This window comes from Hylemonella sp. P2_B10 (genome assembly GCF_056404875.1).
The window spans coordinates 944,619-964,188 of the sequence record NZ_JBFUDE010000002.1; the positions used below are offsets into that span (position 1 = coordinate 944,619).

Here is a 19,570-nt window from a genome sequence, read left to right on the forward strand (position 1 = left end):
GCTCAGTTCAGTTTGGAGACCTTCACATGCGCCAGCAGCTCGGCCACCGAGCTGTCCATCACATCGGTGAATGGCTTGGGATAAATGCCCATGTACAGAACGGCGGCGGCCAGCAGGCTCATGACCAGGAATTCGCGCGCATTGATGTCCTTCAGCGCACGCACGTCGTCGTTGGCCACCGGGCCCAGGTAGACGCGCTTGAACATCCACAGCGTGTAGGCGGCGCCGAAGATCAGCGCGGTGGCGGCCGCCAGCCCGGTCCAGAAGTTGTACTTGACCGCGCCCAGGATCACCATCCACTCGCCGACGAAGCCGGCGGTGCCCGGCAGGCCGCAATTGGCCATGGAAAAGAACAGCGCGAAGGCGGCGAACTTGGGCATGGTGTTCACCACGCCGCCATAGGCAGAGATTTCACGCGAATGCACGCGGTCGTACAGCACGCCTATGCCCAGGAACATGGCGCCGGAGACGAAGCCGTGCGCAATCATCTGCACCAGGCCGCCGGACATGCCGAGGTCGTTGAAGATGAAGAAGCCTAAAGTGACGAAGCCCATGTGCGCCACCGACGAGTAGGCCACCAGCTTCTTCATGTCCTGCTGCACCATGGCCACCAGGCCGACGTAGATCACCGCGATCAGCGACAGGCCGATGATCAGCCCCGCCCATTCGTGCGCCGCATCCGGCGCAATGGGCAACGAGAAACGCAGGAAACCGTAGGCGCCCAGCTTCAGCATGATGGCGGCCAGCACGGCCGAGCCACCGGTGGGCGCTTCCACGTGCACGTCGGGCAGCCAGGTGTGCACCGGCCACATCGGCACCTTGACGGCAAAGGCGGCGAAGAAAGCGAAGAAGATCAGCGTCTGCGCGGTGCTGGACAGCGGCAGCTTGTACCAGACCTGCAGGTCAAAGCTGGAGCCAGACGCCACGTACAGGTAGATCAGCGCGATCAGCAGCAGCAGCGAGCCCAGCAGTGTGTACAGGAAGAACTTGAAGGCCGCGTAGATCTTGTTCGGGCCGCCCCAGATGCCGATGATCAGGTACATCGGGATCAACGTGGCTTCGAAAAAGACATAGAACAGCAGGCCGTCCAGCGCGCTGAAGACGCCGATCATCAGGCCGCTGAGAATCAGGAAGGCGCCCATGTACTGGTTGACGCGCGAGGTGATGACTTCCCAGCCGGCAATCACCACCACCAGGTTGATGAAGGCGGTGAGTATCACGAACCACAGCGAGATGCCGTCCACGCCCAGGTGGTAGTTGGCATGGAAGCGCTCGATCCAGGCGCCGTTCTCGACGAACTGCATGGCGGCGGTGCCCAGCTTGAAGCCGTCGTACAGCGGCAGCGTGACCAGGAAACTGGCCAGCGCGCCGATCAGCGCGACCCAGCGCACCACATGCGCCTGGTCATCCCGACCGAGCGCCAGCAAGATGACGCCAAACGCGATCGGCATCCAGATGGCGAGGCTCAACAATCCCATTTGCGGCTTCCTTTGTTGTTATTTGATGTTGATGAGGGCCATGAATTGGTCGTGCCAGACGAACCAGGTCAGCAGCACGAACACGCCCACGATCATTGCAAACGCATAGTGGTACAGGTAACCGGTCTGCGCCCAGCGCACCACGCTGGAGACCCAGCCCACCACTTTCCAGGAGCCGTTGACCACCGCACCGTCGATGATGGCCTGGTCGCCGCCCTTCCACAGGCCCACGCCCAAGGCGCGGGCGCCACGCGCCAGCACGTTCTCGTTGAACCAGTCCAGGTAATACTTGTTGTCCAGCAGCGTGAAGATGGGCTGCGCCGCGCGCTTGATGGCGGCCGGCAACGCCGGGTTGACCATGTACATGTAATACGCCGTTGCCACGCCGGCCAGCGCCAGCCAGAACGGCGCGCTGGTCAGCGCATGCAACGCCATCTGCGCCGGGCCGTGGAAGGCCTTGGCCAGCTCTTCCATGGCCTGGTGTTTCTCATGGTCGATGACGATGGCGCCCTTGAAGAACTCGCCGAACAGCATGGGCTGAATGGTCATGAAACCGATCACCACCGACGGGATGGCCAGCAGGATCAGCGGCACCGTCACCACCCAGGGCGACTCGTGCGGCTCATGGCCGTGGCCATGGTCGTCGTGGCCGTGGGCATGGTCGTCGTGGGCATCATGGTGCGCATCCGGGTTCTGGTCGTAGCGCTCCTTGCCGTGGAACACCAGGAAGTACATGCGGAACGAGTAGAACGCGGTGACGAACACGCCAGCCAGCACGGCGAAGTGCGCGAAGCCGGCGCCGGGCAGGTGGCTCTCATGCACCGCCTCGATGATGCTGTCCTTGGAGTAGAAACCGGCAAACAGCGGCGTGCCGATCAAAGCGAGGGAGCCCAGCAGCGAGGTGATCCAGGTGATGGGCATGTACTTGCGTACGTTGCCCATCCAGCGGATGTCCTGGTTGTGGTGCATGCCCATGATGACCGAGCCGGCACCCAGGAACAGCAGCGCCTTGAAGAAGGCGTGCGTCATCAGGTGGAACACCGCCACCGAGTAGGCCGAGGCGCCCAGCGCCACCGTCATGTAACCCAGCTGCGACAGCGTGGAATAGGCCACCACGCGCTTGATGTCGTTCTGGATGATGCCCAGGAAGCCCATGAACAGCGCGGTGATGGCGCCGATGACCAGCACGAAATTCAATGCCGTGTCGCTCAACTCGAACAGCGGTGACATGCGCGCCACCATGAAGATGCCGGCCGTCACCATGGTGGCGGCGTGGATCAGCGCCGAGATCGGCGTGGGGCCTTCCATGGAGTCGGGCAGCCACACGTGCAGCGGGAACTGGGCCGACTTGCCCATGGCGCCGATGAACAGGCAGATGCAGATGACGGTGATCAGCGCCCAGTCGGTGTGCGGCAGCACGCCGATCTTGACCAGCTCACCGGCCTTGCCGAACAGCTCGGTGTAATTCAGCGTGCCGGCGAAGGCGACGATCAGGCCGATGCCGAGGATGAAGCCGAAATCGCCCACGCGGTTGACCAGGAAGGCCTTCATGTTGGCGAAGATGGCCGTGGGCTTGTTGAACCAGAAGCCGATCAGCAGGTAGGACACCAGGCCCACCGCCTCCCAGCCGAAGAACAACTGCAGCAGGTTGTTGCTCATCACCAGCATCAGCATGGAGAAGGTGAACAGCGAGATGTAGGCGAAGAAGCGGTTGTAGCCGTCGTCCTCTTCCATGTAGCCAATGGTGTAGATGTGCACCATCAGCGAGACGAAGGTCACCACGCACATCATCATGGCGGTCAGGCCGTCAACCAGGAAGCCCACCTCCATCTTCAGGCCGCCCACCGACATCCAGGTGTACAGCGTTTCGTTGAAGTGCGCGCCCTCGCCGGCCACGCTCTTGAGCGTCATGGCCGAGATGATGAAGGACACCAGCACGCCCAGGATGGTCAGGGTGTGCGACAGGCGCCGGCCTATGACGTTGCCGCCGAAGGCGGTGCCGAAGATGCCGGCGATGGCGGCGCCGACCAGTGGCGCCAGCGGCACGGCCAGCAGGGTGGATGCGGAAAGGGTCTGGCTCATGTTGTTGTTAACCCTTGAGCGTGTTGAGTTCGTCCACGTTGATGCTGGACTTGTTGCGGAACAGCAGCACCAGGATGGCCAGGCCAATGGCCGACTCGGCGGCCGCCACCGTCAGGATGAAGAACACGAAAACCTGGCCGTGCATGTCGTTCAGGTAGTACGAGAAGGCGACGAAGTTCATGTTGACCGCCAGCAGCATCAGCTCGATGGCCATCAGCAGCACGATCAGGTTCTTGCGGTTCAGGAAGATGCCGATGACGGACAGCGCGAACAGCACCGCGCCCAGCGAAAGAAAGTGTCCCAGGGTCAGCGTCATGCTTTTTTCTCCGGAGCGGCGGCAATGGGCGTGGTGGGCGCGGCCACAGGCGGCTCCACCGGCGCGGGCACCGGGGCCGGCGCGGCCTGCGTGGCGGCCAGCTTCACCACCTGCAGGCGGTCGCCGGACTTGACGCGGATCTGCGCTTCGGCGCCGATGTGCTTGGTCAGCTTGCGGTCACGCAGCGTCAGCGCGATGGCGGCGATGATGGCCACCAGCAGGATGACGGCGGCAATCTCCAGCGGGTAGGTGTACTGGGTGTACAGCAGCTTACCCAGCTCACGGGTGTTGGAAAACTCGGGGCCGGCAGCGGCCTGAATGGCGCCAGCCACGGTCGGCTTGGGTTCGTTCAGGCGGAAACCGCCCATCAGCACGGTGGCCATTTCGAGTGCCACCAGCGCGCCCAGCGTGGCGGCCAGCGGGAAATGCTTCCAGAAGCCTTGGCGCAGGCTGTCCACGTTGATGTCCAGCATCATCACCACGAACAGGAACAGCACCATCACCGCGCCCACGTACACCAGCGACAGCGTGATGGCCAGGAATTCAGCCTTCAGCAGCATCCACACCATGGAGGCCTGGAAGAAGGCCAGCACCAGGAACAGCACGGCGTGCACCGGGTTGCGCGCCGTGATGACGCGAAACGCGGCGAACAGCAGCACCAGCGAAAAAAGGTAAAAGAAACCGGTCTTGACATCCATGTTGTCGGCTCGTCTTTCTAGGTCTTGTCGTCCAACGGATCAGCGGTACTTGGCATCGGCCGCCTTGTTGGCGGTGATCTCGGCCTCGTAGCGGTCGCCCACGGCCAGCAACATGTCCTTGGTGAAGTACAGGTCGCCACGCTTTTCGCCGTGGTATTCGAAGATGTGGGTCTCCACGATCGAATCCACCGGGCAGCTCTCTTCGCAAAAGCCGCAGAAGATGCATTTTGTGAGGTCGATGTCGTAGCGGGTGGTGCGGCGGCTGCCGTCGTCGCGCACCTCGGACTCGATGGTGATGGCCATCGCCGGGCACACCGCCTCGCACAGCTTGCAGGCGATGCAACGCTCTTCGCCATTCTCATAGCGGCGCAGCGCATGCAGGCCGCGGAAACGCGGCGACAGCGGCGTCTTTTCCTCGGGGAACTGCACAGTGACCTTGCGCTTGAAGGCGTAGCGGCCGGTCAGGGCCAGGCCCTTGAACAGCTCCACCAGCATGAAGCTGCTGAGGAAATCCTTCAAGGAGAAGGGCGCGGGCGCGACAGAAGTGTGGGTGGACATGGCTTGCTCCATTACTTCCAGATATTGAACGGGGTCTGCATCCAGGCGCCCACCACCACCAGCCACACCAGCGTGACCGGAATGAAGATCTTCCAGCCCAGACGCATGATCTGGTCATAACGGAAGCGCGGGAAGGTGGCACGCACCCACAGGAACATGGTGACGACCGCCAGCGTCTTGATGCCCAGCCAGATCCAGCCGGGGATGAAGCTCAGGAAGGCCACCGGCGACAACCAGCCGCCCAGGAACATGATGGCGCACATCACCGACACCAGCCACATGTTGGCGTATTCGGCCAGGAAGAACATGGCGAACGACATGCCGGAGTACTCGACCATATGGCCAGCCACGATTTCGGATTCGCCCTCGACGACGTCGAACGGGTGGCGGTTGGTCTCGGCCAGGCCGGAGATGAAATAGACGAAGAAGATCGGCAGCAGCGGCAGCCAGTTCCACGACAGGAAGCCCACGCCCTGCTCGGCGAACATGCCCTTGCCCTGGCCCAGCACGATCTCGGTGATGTTCATGCTGCCGGCCACCATCAGCACCACCACCAGACAGAAGCCCATGGCGATTTCATAGCTGACCATCTGTGCCGAAGCGCGCAGCGCGCCCAGGAAGGCGTATTTGGAATTGGAGGCCCAGCCGGCGATGATGACGCCATAGACCTCCAGCGAGGTGATGGCCATCAGGAACAGCAGGCCGGCATTGACATTGGCCAGTGCCACGTCGGGGCCGAAAGGCACCACGGCCCAGGCGGCGAGTGCCGGCATGATGGTCATGATGGGGCCGAGGAAGAACAGGCCCTTGCTGGCCGCCGAAGGCGTGATGATTTCCTTGGACAACAGCTTCAGTGCGTCGGCAATGGGCTGCAGCAGGCCAAAGGGACCAACGCGATTCGGCCCCAGGCGCACCTGCATCCAGCCGATCACCTTGCGCTCCCACAGCGTCAGGTAGGCCACGGCGCCCATCAGCGGCAGCACGATGACCATGATCTTGATCAGCGTCCACAGCACCGGCCAGCCCATGCTGGTCCACCAGGGGGCGCCAATCAGGCCCTGGCCGAATCCGTAAATACCGTCAATCATGCCGCCACCTCCAGGGTGCCGGCCGCTTTGCGGGCATCGGCGGTGAGTTGCAGAGACGTGGAACGGCGCACCAGGCCGTCCAGCGCGTAGATGGAAGCCGACACCGGCACACCGGCGGTGCCGGCGACGTCGATGGCGGCGCTGCCCGCATTGCTCAGCTTGTCGGCCGGCACGAAGGCGGCATCACTGGCCATGTCGGCGCGGACCTGCTTGAGCACGTCTTGCGACGACTCCTGGTCGAAACCAGCCAAGCCCAGCAGGTTGCCCAGCACGCGCAGCACTTTCCAGGCCGGGCGGGTTTCGCCCAGCGGCTTGACGACCGCGTGGAAACTTTGCAGGCGGCCTTCGGCGTTGACAAAGGTACCGGAGGTTTCGCTGAACGGCGCGATGGGCAGCAGCACGTCGGCAAAGGCCATGTTGGCCTTGAATGGGCTCAGCGACACCACCATGTCGCAAGCGTCCAGCGCGGCGGCGGCAGCCTGGCCGGCGGCGCTGTCGAATTCGGGTTCGTTGTTCAGCAGCAGCGCGGCTTTCAGGCCCCCTGCAGCCAGCATCTGCCCGGCGTTCAAACCGCCGGCACCCGGCACGGCGTTGACCCATTGCGCGCCCACGGTGTTGGCGGCTTCGGTCAGGTAACCCACGCTGGCGCCGGTTTGCGCGCCAATCCAGTTGGCCAACGCCAACAGGCTGTCGGCCTGGGCATGGTGCGCGGCGCCATTGCCCAGCAGCACGGCCTTGCGTTCGCCGCCTTGCAGCGACTTGGCAATGGCCCGGGCGGCATCGGTGGCGGTGCCGGCGGCCGGCGCGGCCACACCCTTGTCGGCGGCGATGGCTGCGGCCACATCGGCCAGCGCCTGTGCCCAGCCGCCGGCGTCCGCCAGCAGCGTGTAGGCCACGGGCAGCGCCCAGTTGCCGGTCTGCTCGGCGGCGGAATTGACGGCGCTGACCTTGCAGCCCTTGCGCGCGGCCTGGCGTATGCGCTGCGCGAACAGCGGGTGGTCCTTGCGCAGGTTGGAACCCACCACCAGCACGCGCTGCAATTGCGTCAGCGAGGCGATAGAGGTGCCCAGCCAGCGCACGCCCTCCATCTTGCCGAATTGCGCATTGCGCAGGCGGTAGTCGATGTTCTCGCTGCCCAGGCCGCGCACCAGGGCGCCGGCCAGTTGCAACTCTTCCAGCGTGCTGTGCGGGCTGACCAGCGCGCCAATGGCAGCGGCGCCGTGGTTGGTCTTGATCTGCTTCAGACCGTTGGCCACGTATTCCAGCGCGGTCTGCCAGTCCACGGTGGCCCACTGGCCACCCTGCTTGATCATCGGGGCGGTCAGGCGCTCATCGCTGTTCAGGGCCTCGTACGAGAAGCGGTCGCGGTCGGCGATCCAGCACTCGTTGACGTCTTCGTTCTCCAGCGGCACCACGCGCAGGACCTTGTTGTTCTTCACCTGCACCACCAGGTTGGCGCCGGTGGAATCGTGCGGGCTGACCGACTTGCGGCGCGACAGCTCCCAGGTGCGGGCACTGTAGCGGAAGGGCTTGCTGGTCAGCGCGCCCACCGGGCAGATGTCGATCATGTTGCCCGACAGCTCGGAATCCACCGACTCGCCCAGGAAGGTTTCGATCTCGGAATGCTCGCCGCGCTGCGTCATGCCCAGCTCCATCACGCCGGCCACTTCCTGGCCGAAGCGCACGCAACGGGTGCAGTGGATGCAGCGGCTCATCTCTTCCATGGAGATCAGCGGGCCAACGTCCTTGTGGAATACCACGCGCTTCTCTTCCTCGTAGCGCGAGGAAGAGCTGCCGTAGCCGACCGCCAGATCTTGCAACTGGCACTCGCCACCCTGGTCGCAAATGGGGCAGTCCAGCGGGTGGTTGATCAGCAGGAATTCCATCACCGACTTCTGCGCCTTCAGCGCCTTGTCGCTCTTGGTGCGCACGATCATGCCCTGCGTCACCGGGGTGGCGCAGGCGGGCATGGGCTTGGGCATCTTTTCCACGTCCACCAGGCACATGCGGCAGTTGGCCGCGATGCTGAGCTTCTTGTGGTAGCAGAAGTGCGGGATGTAGGTGCCGGCCTTGTCGGCGGCATGCATGATCATGCTGCCTTCGACGATGTCGACCTTCTTGCCGTCGAGTTCGATTTCAACCATGGTGCGTGTGGCTCTTCAAGCGGACACAGTGACCGGGCAGGTCTTGTGCTCGATGTGGTGTTCAAATTCGTGGCGGAAGTGCTTGATCATCGCGCGCACCGGCATCGCCGCCGCGTCGCCCAAGGCGCAGATGGTGCGGCCCATGATGTTCTCGGACACGTTGTCCAGCAGGTCGATATCGGCGCGTTTGCCCTCGCCGTTGTCGATGCGGTCCACCATGCGCGACAGCCAGCCCGTGCCTTCGCGGCAGGGCGTGCACTGGCCGCAGGACTCGTGCATGTAGAAGTAGCTCAGGCGTTTCAGCGCCTCGACCATGCAGCGCGTGTCGTCCATCACGATGACGGCGCCCGAGCCCAGCATGGAGCCGGCCTTGGCGATGGAGTCGTAGTCCATGGTGCACTGCATCATGATGTCGGCCGGCAGCACCGGGGCCGACGAGCCGCCGGGGATGACGGCCTTCAGCGTGCGCCCCTTGCGCACACCGCCGGCCAGCTCCAGCAGCTTGGCAAACGGCGTGCCCATGGGGATTTCGTAGTTGCCCGGGCGCTCGACGTCGCCGCTGACCGAGTAGATCTTGGTGCCGCCGTTGTTGGGCTTGCCGCAGGCCAGGTAGGCCTGGCCACCGTTGCGGATGATCCAGGGCACCGCCGCGAAGGTCTCGGTGTTGTTGATGGTGGTGGGCTTGCCATAAACGCCAAAGCTGGCCGGGAACGGCGGCTTGAAGCGCGGCTGGCCCTTCTTGCCTTCCAGCGACTCCAGCAACGCGGTTTCTTCGCCGCAGATGTAGGCGCCGAAGCCGTGGGCGGCGTGCAGCTGAAACGTGAAGCCACTGCCCAAAATCTGGTTACCCAGGTAGCCGGCGGCACGCGCTTCTTCCAGCGCTTCCTCGAAACGGTCGTAGGCGTTGAAGATCTCGCCGTGGATGTAGTTGTAACCCACCGAAATGCCCATCGCATAGGCGGCAATGATCATGCCCTCGATGACGATGTGCGGGTTGTACATCAGGATGTCGCGGTCCTTGCAGGTGCCGGGCTCGCCCTCATCGGAGTTGCACACCAGGTACTTCTGCCCCGGGAACTGGCGCGGCATGAAGCTCCACTTCAGGCCGGTGGGAAAGCCGGCGCCGCCCCGCCCGCGCAGCGCGGACTCCTTGACGGTGGCGATCACCTGGTCCTGCGTCATGCCGATGGCGCCCGTTTCCGGGTGCGGGGCAGCGCCGTCCTTGCCCAGGATCTTGCGCAGCGCCTGGTAGCCACCGCGCGCCTCGTAGTCCTTCAGGCGCCAATTGGTGCCATCCAGGCCGGCGTAGATCTGCGGCTCGATGTGGCGGCCATGGAAGCAGGTCTGCACCCCGGTGGCCTGGAACTGCGCCAGGATCTTGTCCGCTGACGTCATCATTTGCCCTCCGAGGCGGCAGCGCGCAAGCCGTCGACCAGTTGGTCCAGCTTGTCGTTGCTCATGAAGCTGCACATGGTGCGGTCGTTGACCAGCATCACCGGCGAATCGGCGCAGGCGCCCAGGCACTCGCTTTGCTGCAGTGTGAACAGGCCGTCGGCAGTGGTTTCGCCCATGTGGATGCCCAGCTTGTGTTCCAGGTGCGCCAGTGCCTTGGCGCCGTCACGCAGCTGGCACGGCAGGTTGGTGCACACGTTCAACTTGTACTTGCCACAGGGCTTGGTGTTGTACATGTTGTAGAAGGTGGAAACCTCGCGCACGGCGATGGGCGGCATGCCCAGGTAGTCGGCGACGTCGCGCTCGGCGTCGGCGCTGATGTAGCCCTGCTCCTGCTGCACGATGGCCAGGCAGGCCATCACGGCGGACTGCGCCTGCTCGGGCGGGTACTTCGCCGTTTCCTTGGCGAAGCGCGCTTTGGTAGCTTCAGAGATCATCGGTCAATCTCTCCAAACACGATATCCATGGTGCCAATGATGGCCACCGCGTCGGCCAGCATGTGGCCGCGTGCCATTTCGTCCATGCCGGACAGGTGCACGAAACCCGGCGGGCGAATCTTCAGGCGGTAGGGCTTGTTGGCGCCATCGCTGACGATGTAGATGCCGAACTCGCCCTTGGGGTGTTCCACCGCGGCATAGGCCTCGCCCTCGGGCACACGGAAGCCTTCAGTGAACAGCTTGAAGTGGTGGATCAGCTCTTCCATGTTGGTCTTCATGGATTCGCGGCTGGGCGGGGCCACCTTGTGGTTGTCGGTGATGACCGGGCCGGGGTTGACGCGCAACCAGTCCACACACTGCTTGATGATGCGGTTGGATTGCTTCATCTCCTCCATGCGCACCAAGTAGCGGTCGTAGCAATCGCCGGTCTTGCCCAGGGGGACGTCGAAATCCATCTTGTCGTAGACGTCGTAGGGCTGCTGCTTGCGCAGGTCCCAGGCGATGCCGGAGCCGCGCAGCATGGGGCCGGTGAAGCCCAGGTTCATGGCCCGCTCAGGCGTCACCACGCCAATGCCAACGGTGCGCTGCTTCCAGATGCGGTTGTCGGTCAGCAGCGCGTGGTATTCGCCCAGGTAGGTGGGGAAGCGCTGGGTGAAGTCGTCGATGAAATCCAGCAGTGAACCCTGGCGGTTGGTGTTCATGTGCGCCAGCGCGGCGGCATTGCGGATCTTGTTGGCCTTGTACTGCGGCATGCTGTCGGGCAGGTCGCGGTAGACGCCACCGGGGCGGAAGTAGGCGGCGTGCATGCGCGCGCCGCTGACCGCCTCGTACATGTCGAACAGGTCCTCGCGCTCGCGGAAGGCATACAACAGCATGGTCATGGCGCCGCAGTCCAGCCCGTGCGCGCCGACCCACATCAGGTGGTTCAGCAAGCGGGTGATCTCGGCGAACATCACGCGGATGTACTGCGCGCGTATCGGCACCTCCAGGCCCAGCATCTTCTCGATGGCCAGGCAGTAGGCGTGCTCGTTGCACATCATGGACACATAGTCCAGCCGGTCCATGTAGGGCAGCGACTGGATGTAGGTCTTGCTCTCGGCCAGCTTTTCGGTGGCGCGGTGCAACAGGCCGATGTGCGGGTCGGCGCGCTGGATCACCTCGCCGTCCAGCTCCAGCACCAGGCGCAGCACGCCGTGCGCAGCCGGGTGCTGGGGACCGAAGTTCAGCGTGTAGTTCTTGATTTCTGCCATGGGGTTTTGCTTCGAACGGAGCCTGGGCTCAGTGCAGGCCTCCGTAGTTGTCCTCACGGATGATGCGGGGCGTGATCTCGCGCGGCTCGATGCTGACCGGCTGGTACACCACGCGCTGCTGCTCGGCGTCGTAGCGCATTTCCACATGCCCGGAGGTGGGGAAATCCTTGCGGAACGGGTGGCCGATGAAGCCGTAGTCGGTCAGGATGCGGCGCAAGTCCTGGTGGCCTTCGAAGACGATGCCATAGAGATCGAACGCCTCGCGCTCGAACCAGTTGGCCGAACTCCAGATGTCGGTGACCGAGGGCACCACCGGCAGCTCGTCCTCGGGCGCGAACACCTTCAGGCGCACGCGCTGGTTCAGCGTCACCGACAGCAGGTGGCTGACGGCGCAAAAACGCGGGCCTTCATAGGTGCCTTCGCGGAAATCGGAGTAGTCCACGCCGCACAAGTCCACCAGCAGTTCGAACTTGCAGGTGGGCGCGTCGCGCAGGGTCTGCGCAGCCGCCAGGTAGTCGGCAGCGGCCACCACCACGGTGACCTCGCCCCATTTGAGGCTGACGCTCTTGGCCTTGTCGCCCAGGGCGGTGGCGATGGTGTCCTTAAGTTGCTCGGGATTGACGGCGTAAGTGGTCATGGTCGGCCGTTCCTCAAGCGCGCGCGATGGTCTGCGTGCGGCGAATCTTCTGCTGCAGCTGGATGATGCCGTAGACCAGCGCTTCGGCAGTGGGTGGGCAGCCGGGCACGTAGACGTCCACCGGCACAATGCGGTCGCAGCCGCGCACCACCGAGTAGCTGTAGTGGTAGTAGCCGCCACCGTTGGCGCAGGAGCCCATGGAGAGCACCCAGCGCGGCTCGCTCATCTGGTCGTAGACCTTGCGCAGCGCCGGCGCCATCTTGTTGCACAGCGTGCCGGCGACGATCATCAGATCGGACTGGCGCGGGCTGGGCCGGTACACCAGGCCAAAGCGGTCGGTGTCGTAGCGCGAGGTGGCCGAGTGCATCATCTCCACCGCGCAGCAAGCCAGGCCGAAGGCCATGGGCCACAGCGAGCCGGTCTTGGCCCAGTTCATCACCGAATCGTACGAGGTGGTGATGAAACCCTCTTTCAGAACGCCTTCAATCATGTCTTTGCTCCGTCATTCCCAATCCAGGGCGCCTTTTTTCCACTCGTAGATAAAGCCCACGACCAGAATGCCCAGGAAGACCATCACCGACCAGAAACCCAGCGGCCCGATGTCCTTGATGGACACGGCCCAGGGAAACAGGAAGGCGATTTCGAGGTCGAACAGAATGAACAGGATGGCCACCAGGTAGTAGCGCACATCGAATTTCATGCGCGCGTCCTCGAAAGCCTCGAAGCCGCACTCGTAGGGGGAATTCTTGGCCTCGTCGGGCCGGTTGGGGCCGAGGATATAACCCAGCACCTGGGGCGCGATGCCCACGGCGATGCCCACCAGGATGAACAACAAAACGGGGAGGTATTGATCGAGGTTCATCGTCAGTTCTGATGGGTATCCAACCCGCACAGCTTACGCCATGCGGCCATTTGTTGTTCTGGTGCCGTCGGCGAGACTCGAACTCGCACAGCTTTCGCCACTACCCCCTCAAGATAGCGTGTCTACCAATTTCACCACGACGGCGGTTCTCAAGTGCCCGGATGGCATGAGGTGCCTTGCGGCGTGTGGCTCTCCGGACAGACTTAGAGTTTACCCTGAATTCATGCTCCGCCTCAGAGGAGACAGGGCATTTTCAGGGCGGCTTTACGCGCTCTTGAGCCCGCGCAACGCCGCCAATTCCCCCTGATCCACTCGGGCATGGGCCCGGCGCATCACTTGGACGGAATCTGGCCGGCGGCAGAAGCGGCAGGGGCCGGTGCGGCGGGTGTGGGCAGCGTAGCGGCAGGTGCCGATGCGGCCGGCGCGCTGGCGGCGGAACGCTCCAGCACGCTGTTGGAATTGGTGGCCGGACCAGTGCCAGCGCGCAGGTTGCCGAAATAGGCCAGCGCCAGCGTGCACGCAAAGAAGATGCTGGCCAGGATGGCCGTGGTGCGCGACAGGAAGTTGGCACTGCCGCTGGCGCCGAACAGGCTGCCCGACGAGCCGCTGCCAAAGGCCGCGCCCATGTCGGCGCCCTTGCCATGCTGCACCAGGATCAGGCCAATCATGCCCACGGCCGTCAACATCTGAACAGCCAGCACAATGGTCAACACGATATTCATCAAATACTCCTCAAACTCGCGATATGCCGTTGCACGCCTCAGGCGGCCGCGGCGATGATGGTCAAAAAGTCAGCGGCCTTCAGCGAAGCGCCACCTATCAGCCCGCCGTCAATGTCGGGCTGGGCCAGCAACTGGGCCGCGTTGGCGGCATTCATGCTGCCGCCATACAGGATGTGGATACGCTTGTCGTTGGTGCTGGCGGCATGCAGCTGGGCGCGCAACACCGCGTGCACCTGCTGCGCCTGCTCGGGGCTGGCGGTCTTGCCGGTGCCTATGGCCCAGACGGGCTCATACGCCACCACGATCTCGCTGATGCAATGCCCGTTGACGTGGATCACCGCTGCCAATTGGCGCTTGACCACCTCTTCGGTCTGGCCCGCTTCACGCTCGGCCAGTGTTTCGCCCACGCAGACGATGGGGGTGATGCCGCTGGCCAGCGCCTGCTGCGCCTTCGCAGCAACCACCGCATCGCTCTCGCCATGGTACTGGCGGCGCTCGGAATGGCCCACGATGGCGTAACGCACGCCGAAATCCTTCAGCATGGTGGCCGACACCTCGCCGGTGTAGGCACCGCCGGCCTGGGCCGACACGTCCTGCGAACCCAGCGCGATGGGGCTGCCCTGCAGTAGGCCCTGCAACTGCGCCAGATAGGGCGCGGGCACGCACAGCGCCACTTCGCAGGGTTGGGCCGGCAAGCCGGCCTTCATGGCCTCCACCAGCGCCTGGTTGGCGGCCAGGCTGCCGTTCATCTTCCAGTTGCCGGCAATCAGCTTGCGCTTATCACTCATGCTTGCCCCCAGGTCAACACGATCTTGCCAATGTGCTGGTTGGACTCCATCAGCACATGCGCCGGTGCGGCGCCGCCACCCGTGGGCTGGCCGGCATCCACGGCGGCGAATTCCTTGAAGATCACAGGCTTCACGCTGCCGGCTTCCAGCAGCGGCCAGACATGCTGGCGCAACGCCTGGGCGATGGCGCCTTTGAACGCCACCGGCCGCGGCCGCAGCGTGGAACCGGTGATGGTCAGCCGGCGGCGCAGCACCAGCCCGGCATTCACCTGGGCCTGGACACCGCCTTGCACCGCAATGATGACCAGCCGGCCGTCCTCGGCCAGGCAGTCCACTTCCTTGGCCACGTAATCGCCGGCCACCATGTCCAGGATCACGTCTACGCCCTTGCCACCGGTGATGCGCTTGGCCTCCTCGGCGAAATTCTGGGTCTTGTAGTTGATCGCATGGTCGGCGCCCAGCTTCAGACAGGCGGCGCACTTGTCGTCGCTGCCGGCGGTGGCGATCACGGTCGCCCCCCTGGCCTTGGCCAGCTGGATGGCGGTGACGCCTATGCCGCTGGTACCGCCCTGCACCAGCAGGGTTTCACCGGCCTGCAGGCGGCCACGGTCGAACACATTGCTCCACACGGTGAAGAAGGTCTCGGGCAGCGAGGCCGCCTCGACGTCGCTCAAACCCTTTGGCACTGGCAGGCACTGGGCCACCGGGGCTGTGCACAATTCGGCATAGCCACCACCAGCCACCAGCGCGCAGACGCGGTCGCCGACCTTGAAGCCAGCCGCGGCCATCGCGGCGGCGTCGCCCGCCACCACCGTCCCGGCCACTTCCAGGCCGGGAATGTCGGAGGCGCCGGGCGGCACCGGGTAAAAGCCGGCGCGCTGCAGCACGTCGGGCCGGTTGACGCCGCTTGCCGCCACGCGAATCAGCAGCTCGCCCGCCCCCGGCTGGGGGTCGGGTCGCTGGCCCAGACGCAGCACGTCGGGGCCACCATGGCCGTTGATTTCTATCGCGCGCACGCTGTGGCTCAGCCGTTGTTGTCGGCGTGTGCCGGACGGTCCAGCAAGGCCTTCATGGACAGCTTGACGCGGCCCTTCTCGTCCGTCTCCAGCACCTTGACCTTGATGATCTGGCCTTCGGTCAGGTAGTCGCTGACCTTTTCCACGCGCTCGTGGGCGATCTGGCTGATGTGCAGCAGGCCGTCCTTGCCGGGCAGCAGGTTGACCAGCGCGCCGAAGTCCAGGATCTTGGTGATCGGGCCTTCGTAGACCTTGCCGATTTCCACTTCAGCAGTGATCTGCTCGATGCGGCGCTTGGCTTCTTCGGCCTTGGCCGGATCGGTGGAGGCGATGGTGATGGTGCCGTCTTCCTCGATGTTGATCTGCGTGCCGGTTTCTTCGGTCAGCGCGCGGATCACCGAGCCGCCCTTGCCGATGACGTCGCGGATCTTCTCGGGGTTGATCTTCATGCTGAACAGGCGCGGCGCGAAGTTGGACACTTCGGTCTTGGCCTCGCTCATGGCTTCCTGCATCTTGCCCAGGATGTGCATGCGCGCTTCCTTGGCTTGAGCCAATGCGACCTGCATGATCTCGCGCGTGATGCCCTGGATCTTGATGTCCATCTGCAGCGCGGTGATGCCGTTGGTGGTGCCGGCCACCTTGAAGTCCATGTCGCCCAGGTGATCTTCGTCACCCAGGATGTCGGTCAGCACGGCGAAGCGGTTGTCTTCCTTGATCAGGCCCATGGCGATGCCGGCTACGTGTGCCTTCATGGGCACGCCGGCGTCCATCAGCGACAGGCAGCCGCCGCAGACCGATGCCATCGACGAGGAGCCGTTGGACTCGGTGATCTCGCTGACCACGCGCATGGTGTAGGGGAACTCTTCCTTGGTCGGCAGCACCGCCACCAGGGCGCGCTTGGCCAGGCGGCCGTGGCCGATTTCGCGCCGCTTGGGCGTGCCCACGCGGCCGGTTTCGCCGGTGGCGAAGGGAGGCATGTTGTAGTGCAGCATGAAGCGGTCTTCATACTCGCCGGCCAGTGCGTCGATGCGTTGCGCGTCGCGCTCAGTGCCCAGCGTGGTCACCACCAGCGCCTGGGTTTCGCCACGCGTGAACAGCGCCGAGCCGTGGGTGCGCGGCAGCACGCTGTTGCGGATTTCGATGGCACGCACGGTGCGGGTGTCGCGGCCGTCAATGCGGGGTTCGCCGGCCAGGATCTGGCTGCGCACGATCTTGGCTTCGATGTCGAACAGCAGGCCTTCCACGGCCACGCTGTCGAATGCAGCGCCTTCAGCCTTCAGCGCGGCCATCACGTCGGCATAAGCAGCGCGGCAGGCTTGCGTGCGGGCTTGCTTGTTGCGGATCTGGTAGGCAGCCACCAGCTTGTCGCGGGCCAGGTCGTTGATCTTGGCGATCAGCGGCTCGTCCTTGGCCGGGGCCTTCCAGTCCCACACCGGCTTGCCGGCTTCACGCACCAGTTCGTGGATGGCGTTGATGGCGATGTTGCCTTGCTCATGGCCGAACACCACGGCGCCCAGCATGATTTCTTCGGACAGTTGCTTGGCTTCGGATTCCACCATCAGCACGGCGGCTTCGGTGCCTGCCACCACCAGGTCCAGCACCGAGTCCTTGCGGGCAGTCTGGCCGGGGTTCAGCACGTATTCACCATTGATGTAGCCCACCCGCGCGGCGCCAATCGGGCCGGCAAACGGCACGCCGCTGACCGACAGCGCGGCGCTGACGGCGATCATGGCGGCAATGTCGGCGTCCACCTCGGGGTTCAGCGACAGCGTGTGGATCACCACATGCACTTCGTTGAAGAAGCCTTCGGGGAACAGCGGACGGATCGGGCGGTCGATCAGGCGGCTGGTCAGCGTCTCGAACTCGCTGGGGCGACCTTCGCGCTTGAAGAAGCTGCCGGGGATCTTGCCGGCGGCATAGGTCTTTTCCAGGTAGTCAACGGTCAGCGGGAAAAAGTCCTGGCCGGCCTTGCCTTCGGTCTTGGCGACCACGGTGGCCAGCACCACGGTGCCTTCGATGTCCAGCAGCACAGCGCCGGTGGACTGGCGAGCGATTTCGCCGGTTTCCATGACGACCTTGTGCTGGCCCCATTGGAAGGTCTTGGTGACTTTGTTGAAAATGCTCATTGTTATCTCCAGGTGTGGGAAGCTTGCATTGGGGGGTTTGGCCCACCCCACCTCAGGCCCGGAGACAACATCACAGAACACGATGCCATTCCAGAGGGATTCGCCCGGCCTGTTGGCCACCGAACCACGTTGGAATGACACAGCTTCGCTCTGTTTTTGCCGGCTCCGAAGTAAAAAACGCCCGAGTCAGCGTGCTAACTCAGGCGTTCCTCGTTCAATCAGGCGCTTACTTGCGCAGGCCCAGCTTGGCGATCAACGCGGTGTAACGGTCCGCGTCCTTGCCCTTCAGGTAGTCCAGCAGCTTGCGGCGGCGGCTCACCATGCGCAGCAGGCCACGACGACCGTGGTGGTCCTTGGCGTGGGTCTTGAAATGGGGGGTCAGCTCGTTGATGCGGGCGGTCAGCAGTGCCACTTGCACTTCGGGGCTGCCCGTGTCACCGGCTTGGCGTGCGTTGTCTTTGACGACAGCGGCTTTGATGCTGGAAGCGATCATTCTTCAGTTTCCTGTAAGTCGGGTACGCGGCCATTCAACACGATGGCGCGTTGAATTGGTGAGCGTCCCAGGTTGGTACAACTTGCGATGCGGGCTGGAACTGCCCACAACGTGCGCTCATGCAATCACTGTGGAATGCAAAGCCTTGGAATTATAACCCGAATTCATGAGGCCGCCAACCGGCCAGTCAATTGGGGCCGGCAGCGGCTACGGCCGGGCACTGGCCAGCCAACCTCGCAGCCGATCAACCCCTTGGCCCAGGCGCGCGGCGTCCTTGGAGGCAAAGCACCAGCGCAGCCAGGCCGCGCTGGCGGCCGCCGGGTCGGGGTCGAAGGCGGCGCCAGGCGCCAGGCCCAGGCCGGCCTCCAGCACCAGCCGCTTGGCGGTGGCCAGTGAATCGTCGAAGCCGGCCAACCGGAAGAAGGCATACATGCCGCCATTGGCTGGTGCCACATCCACGCCGGGCACGGCCTGCAGCAGCGGCACCAGGGTGTCGCGGCAGGATTTCAGGTGTGCCACCACGCGCGGCGTCACCTCGGCGGTGCGCGTCACCGCCGCCACCCCGGCGCGCTGGGTGAACACGCTGGCGCACGAGGTGTTGAACTCGATCAGCTTGCCCATGTGGTGCGTCATGCTGGCGGGCATCACCAGCCAGCCCAGGCGCCAGCCGGTCATCAGGAAGCTCTTGGAAAAGCTGTGCACCACCACCAGCCGCTCGTCCGGCGCGGCCACGTCCAGGAAGCTGGGCGCGCAGCCGTTGGGGCTGGCGCCGTAATACAGGCGCTCGTACACCTCATCGGCCAGCACCCAGGTGCCGGTGCGCCGGCAATGCGCCAGGATGGCCTGCTGCTCATCCCGGCTCAGCGTCCAGCCGGTGGGGTTGTTGGGTGAATTGACCACCAGCACCTTGGTGGCCGGGGTGATGGCGGCCAGCAGCGCGTCCATGTCCAGCGCCCAGGCGCCGGCCTTGGGTTTCAGCGGCACACAGGTCACCTGCGCGCCCATGATCAGCGGCTGCGAGGTCAGGTTGGGCCACACCGGCGTCACCGCCACCACGCGGTCGCCGGCATCCACCAACGCCTGCATGGCCAGCATCAGCGCATTGACGCCGCCAGCGGTGACGGCGATGCGCTCCATGCCCACGCCACCGTGCAAGCCACTGGTGTAGCTGGCAATGGCCTGGCGCAGTTCGGGCAGGCCCAGGTTGTGCGCGTAGAAAGTTTCGCCGCGCTGCAAGGAATCCATGGCCGCCTGGCGTATGAACTCGGGCGTGACCTCGTCGCTCTCGCCAAACCAGAACGGCAACACATCGTCGCGGCCCAGGCCGGCGTTGGCGACTTCACGGATCTTCGACTCTTCCAGGTTCTGGATGGCAATGCGCATGGCGGAAACAGTGCGGTGAAAAAGAGGTGCAGGCAGTGTA

The 19,570-nt window shown here is 64.3% G+C and carries 19 protein-coding genes and 1 tRNA gene; all 20 read right to left on the reverse strand.

The window, feature by feature from the left end:
• Positions 1-2 precede the first annotated feature (2 nt).
• The 20 genes from AC1DX2_RS12210 to AC1DX2_RS12305 all read right to left on the reverse strand — a co-directional run bounded on the left by AC1DX2_RS12210 (position 3) and on the right by AC1DX2_RS12305 (position 19,530).
• Positions 3-1,478 carry an NADH-quinone oxidoreductase subunit M gene (locus AC1DX2_RS12210; protein ID WP_477196607.1) on the reverse strand — a complete coding sequence of 492 codons (1,476 nt, stop codon included), beginning with the start codon at positions 1,476-1,478 and terminating at the stop codon, positions 3-5.
• A gap of 18 nt (positions 1,479-1,496) precedes the next feature.
• Entirely contained in the window at positions 1,497-3,560 is a 2,064-nt protein-coding gene (nuoL, locus tag AC1DX2_RS12215; RefSeq protein ID WP_477196608.1) for an NADH-quinone oxidoreductase subunit L, read from the reverse strand.
• A gap of 7 nt (positions 3,561-3,567) precedes the next feature.
• Positions 3,568-3,876, reverse strand: coding sequence for an NADH-quinone oxidoreductase subunit NuoK (gene nuoK / locus AC1DX2_RS12220; protein WP_477196609.1), 309 nt, complete (start codon positions 3,874-3,876; stop codon positions 3,568-3,570).
• Positions 3,873-4,574, reverse strand: a complete 702-nt coding sequence (locus tag AC1DX2_RS12225) for an NADH-quinone oxidoreductase subunit J (protein ID WP_477196610.1) — start codon at positions 4,572-4,574, stop codon at positions 3,873-3,875. Before AC1DX2_RS12225 ends, nuoK begins: the two co-directional genes overlap by 4 nt.
• A 39-nt stretch (positions 4,575-4,613) precedes the next feature.
• On the reverse strand, positions 4,614-5,132 hold the full coding sequence (gene nuoI / locus AC1DX2_RS12230; RefSeq protein ID WP_477196611.1) for an NADH-quinone oxidoreductase subunit NuoI: 519 nt from the start codon (positions 5,130-5,132) through the stop codon (positions 4,614-4,616).
• A gap of 11 nt (positions 5,133-5,143) precedes the next feature.
• Positions 5,144-6,220, reverse strand: coding sequence for an NADH-quinone oxidoreductase subunit NuoH (gene nuoH / locus AC1DX2_RS12235; RefSeq protein WP_477196612.1), 1,077 nt, complete (start codon positions 6,218-6,220; stop codon positions 5,144-5,146).
• Entirely contained in the window at positions 6,217-8,364 is a 2,148-nt protein-coding gene (gene nuoG, locus AC1DX2_RS12240) for an NADH-quinone oxidoreductase subunit NuoG (protein ID WP_477196613.1), read from the reverse strand. The genes nuoH and nuoG overlap by 4 nt, the downstream gene beginning before the upstream one ends.
• Before the next feature lie 15 nt (positions 8,365-8,379).
• Positions 8,380-9,759, reverse strand: a complete 1,380-nt coding sequence (nuoF, locus tag AC1DX2_RS12245; protein ID WP_477196682.1) for an NADH-quinone oxidoreductase subunit NuoF — start codon at positions 9,757-9,759, stop codon at positions 8,380-8,382.
• The gene (gene nuoE / locus AC1DX2_RS12250) at positions 9,759-10,253 is read right to left on the reverse strand and encodes an NADH-quinone oxidoreductase subunit NuoE (RefSeq protein ID WP_477196614.1); all 495 of its coding nucleotides are present in this window, start codon (positions 10,251-10,253) and stop codon (positions 9,759-9,761) included. Before nuoE ends, nuoF begins: the two co-directional genes overlap by 1 nt.
• Positions 10,250-11,503 carry an NADH-quinone oxidoreductase subunit D gene (locus tag AC1DX2_RS12255; RefSeq protein ID WP_477196615.1) on the reverse strand — a complete coding sequence of 418 codons (1,254 nt, stop codon included), beginning with the start codon at positions 11,501-11,503 and terminating at the stop codon, positions 10,250-10,252. The genes nuoE and AC1DX2_RS12255 overlap by 4 nt, the downstream gene beginning before the upstream one ends.
• Positions 11,504-11,531: 28 nt before the next feature.
• Entirely contained in the window at positions 11,532-12,140 is a 609-nt protein-coding gene (locus AC1DX2_RS12260; RefSeq protein ID WP_477196616.1) for an NADH-quinone oxidoreductase subunit C, read from the reverse strand.
• A gap of 13 nt (positions 12,141-12,153) precedes the next feature.
• Positions 12,154-12,630, reverse strand: a complete 477-nt coding sequence (locus AC1DX2_RS12265) for a NuoB/complex I 20 kDa subunit family protein (protein WP_477196617.1) — start codon at positions 12,628-12,630, stop codon at positions 12,154-12,156.
• Between the two features lie 12 nt (positions 12,631-12,642).
• Positions 12,643-13,002 (reverse strand): NADH-quinone oxidoreductase subunit A, encoded by a 360-nt coding sequence (locus tag AC1DX2_RS12270; protein ID WP_477196618.1) that lies wholly within the window; start codon positions 13,000-13,002, stop codon positions 12,643-12,645.
• A 59-nt stretch (positions 13,003-13,061) separates the two neighbouring features.
• Positions 13,062-13,146 (reverse strand) — tRNA-Leu (locus AC1DX2_RS12275).
• 188 nt (positions 13,147-13,334) lie between these two features.
• The gene (gene secG, locus AC1DX2_RS12280; RefSeq protein ID WP_477196619.1) at positions 13,335-13,724 is read right to left on the reverse strand and encodes a preprotein translocase subunit SecG; all 390 of its coding nucleotides are present in this window, start codon (positions 13,722-13,724) and stop codon (positions 13,335-13,337) included.
• A 38-nt stretch (positions 13,725-13,762) separates the two neighbouring features.
• Positions 13,763-14,512 (reverse strand): triose-phosphate isomerase, encoded by a 750-nt coding sequence (tpiA, locus tag AC1DX2_RS12285; RefSeq protein WP_477196620.1) that lies wholly within the window; start codon positions 14,510-14,512, stop codon positions 13,763-13,765.
• Positions 14,509-15,528, reverse strand: a complete 1,020-nt coding sequence (locus tag AC1DX2_RS12290; protein ID WP_477196621.1) for an NAD(P)H-quinone oxidoreductase — start codon at positions 15,526-15,528, stop codon at positions 14,509-14,511. The genes tpiA and AC1DX2_RS12290 overlap by 4 nt, the downstream gene beginning before the upstream one ends.
• An 8-nt stretch (positions 15,529-15,536) precedes the next feature.
• Entirely contained in the window at positions 15,537-17,654 is a 2,118-nt protein-coding gene (gene pnp / locus AC1DX2_RS12295; protein ID WP_477196622.1) for a polyribonucleotide nucleotidyltransferase, read from the reverse strand.
• Between the two features lie 226 nt (positions 17,655-17,880).
• Positions 17,881-18,147: a 30S ribosomal protein S15 gene (gene rpsO / locus AC1DX2_RS12300; RefSeq protein ID WP_477196623.1), complete on the reverse strand. Its 267-nt coding sequence runs from the start codon at positions 18,145-18,147 to the stop codon at positions 17,881-17,883.
• 207 nt (positions 18,148-18,354) lie between these two features.
• A complete protein-coding gene (locus AC1DX2_RS12305) occupies positions 18,355-19,530 on the reverse strand; it encodes a pyridoxal phosphate-dependent aminotransferase (protein WP_477196624.1) in 1,176 nt (391 codons plus the stop codon).
• Positions 19,531-19,570 lie beyond the last annotated feature (40 nt).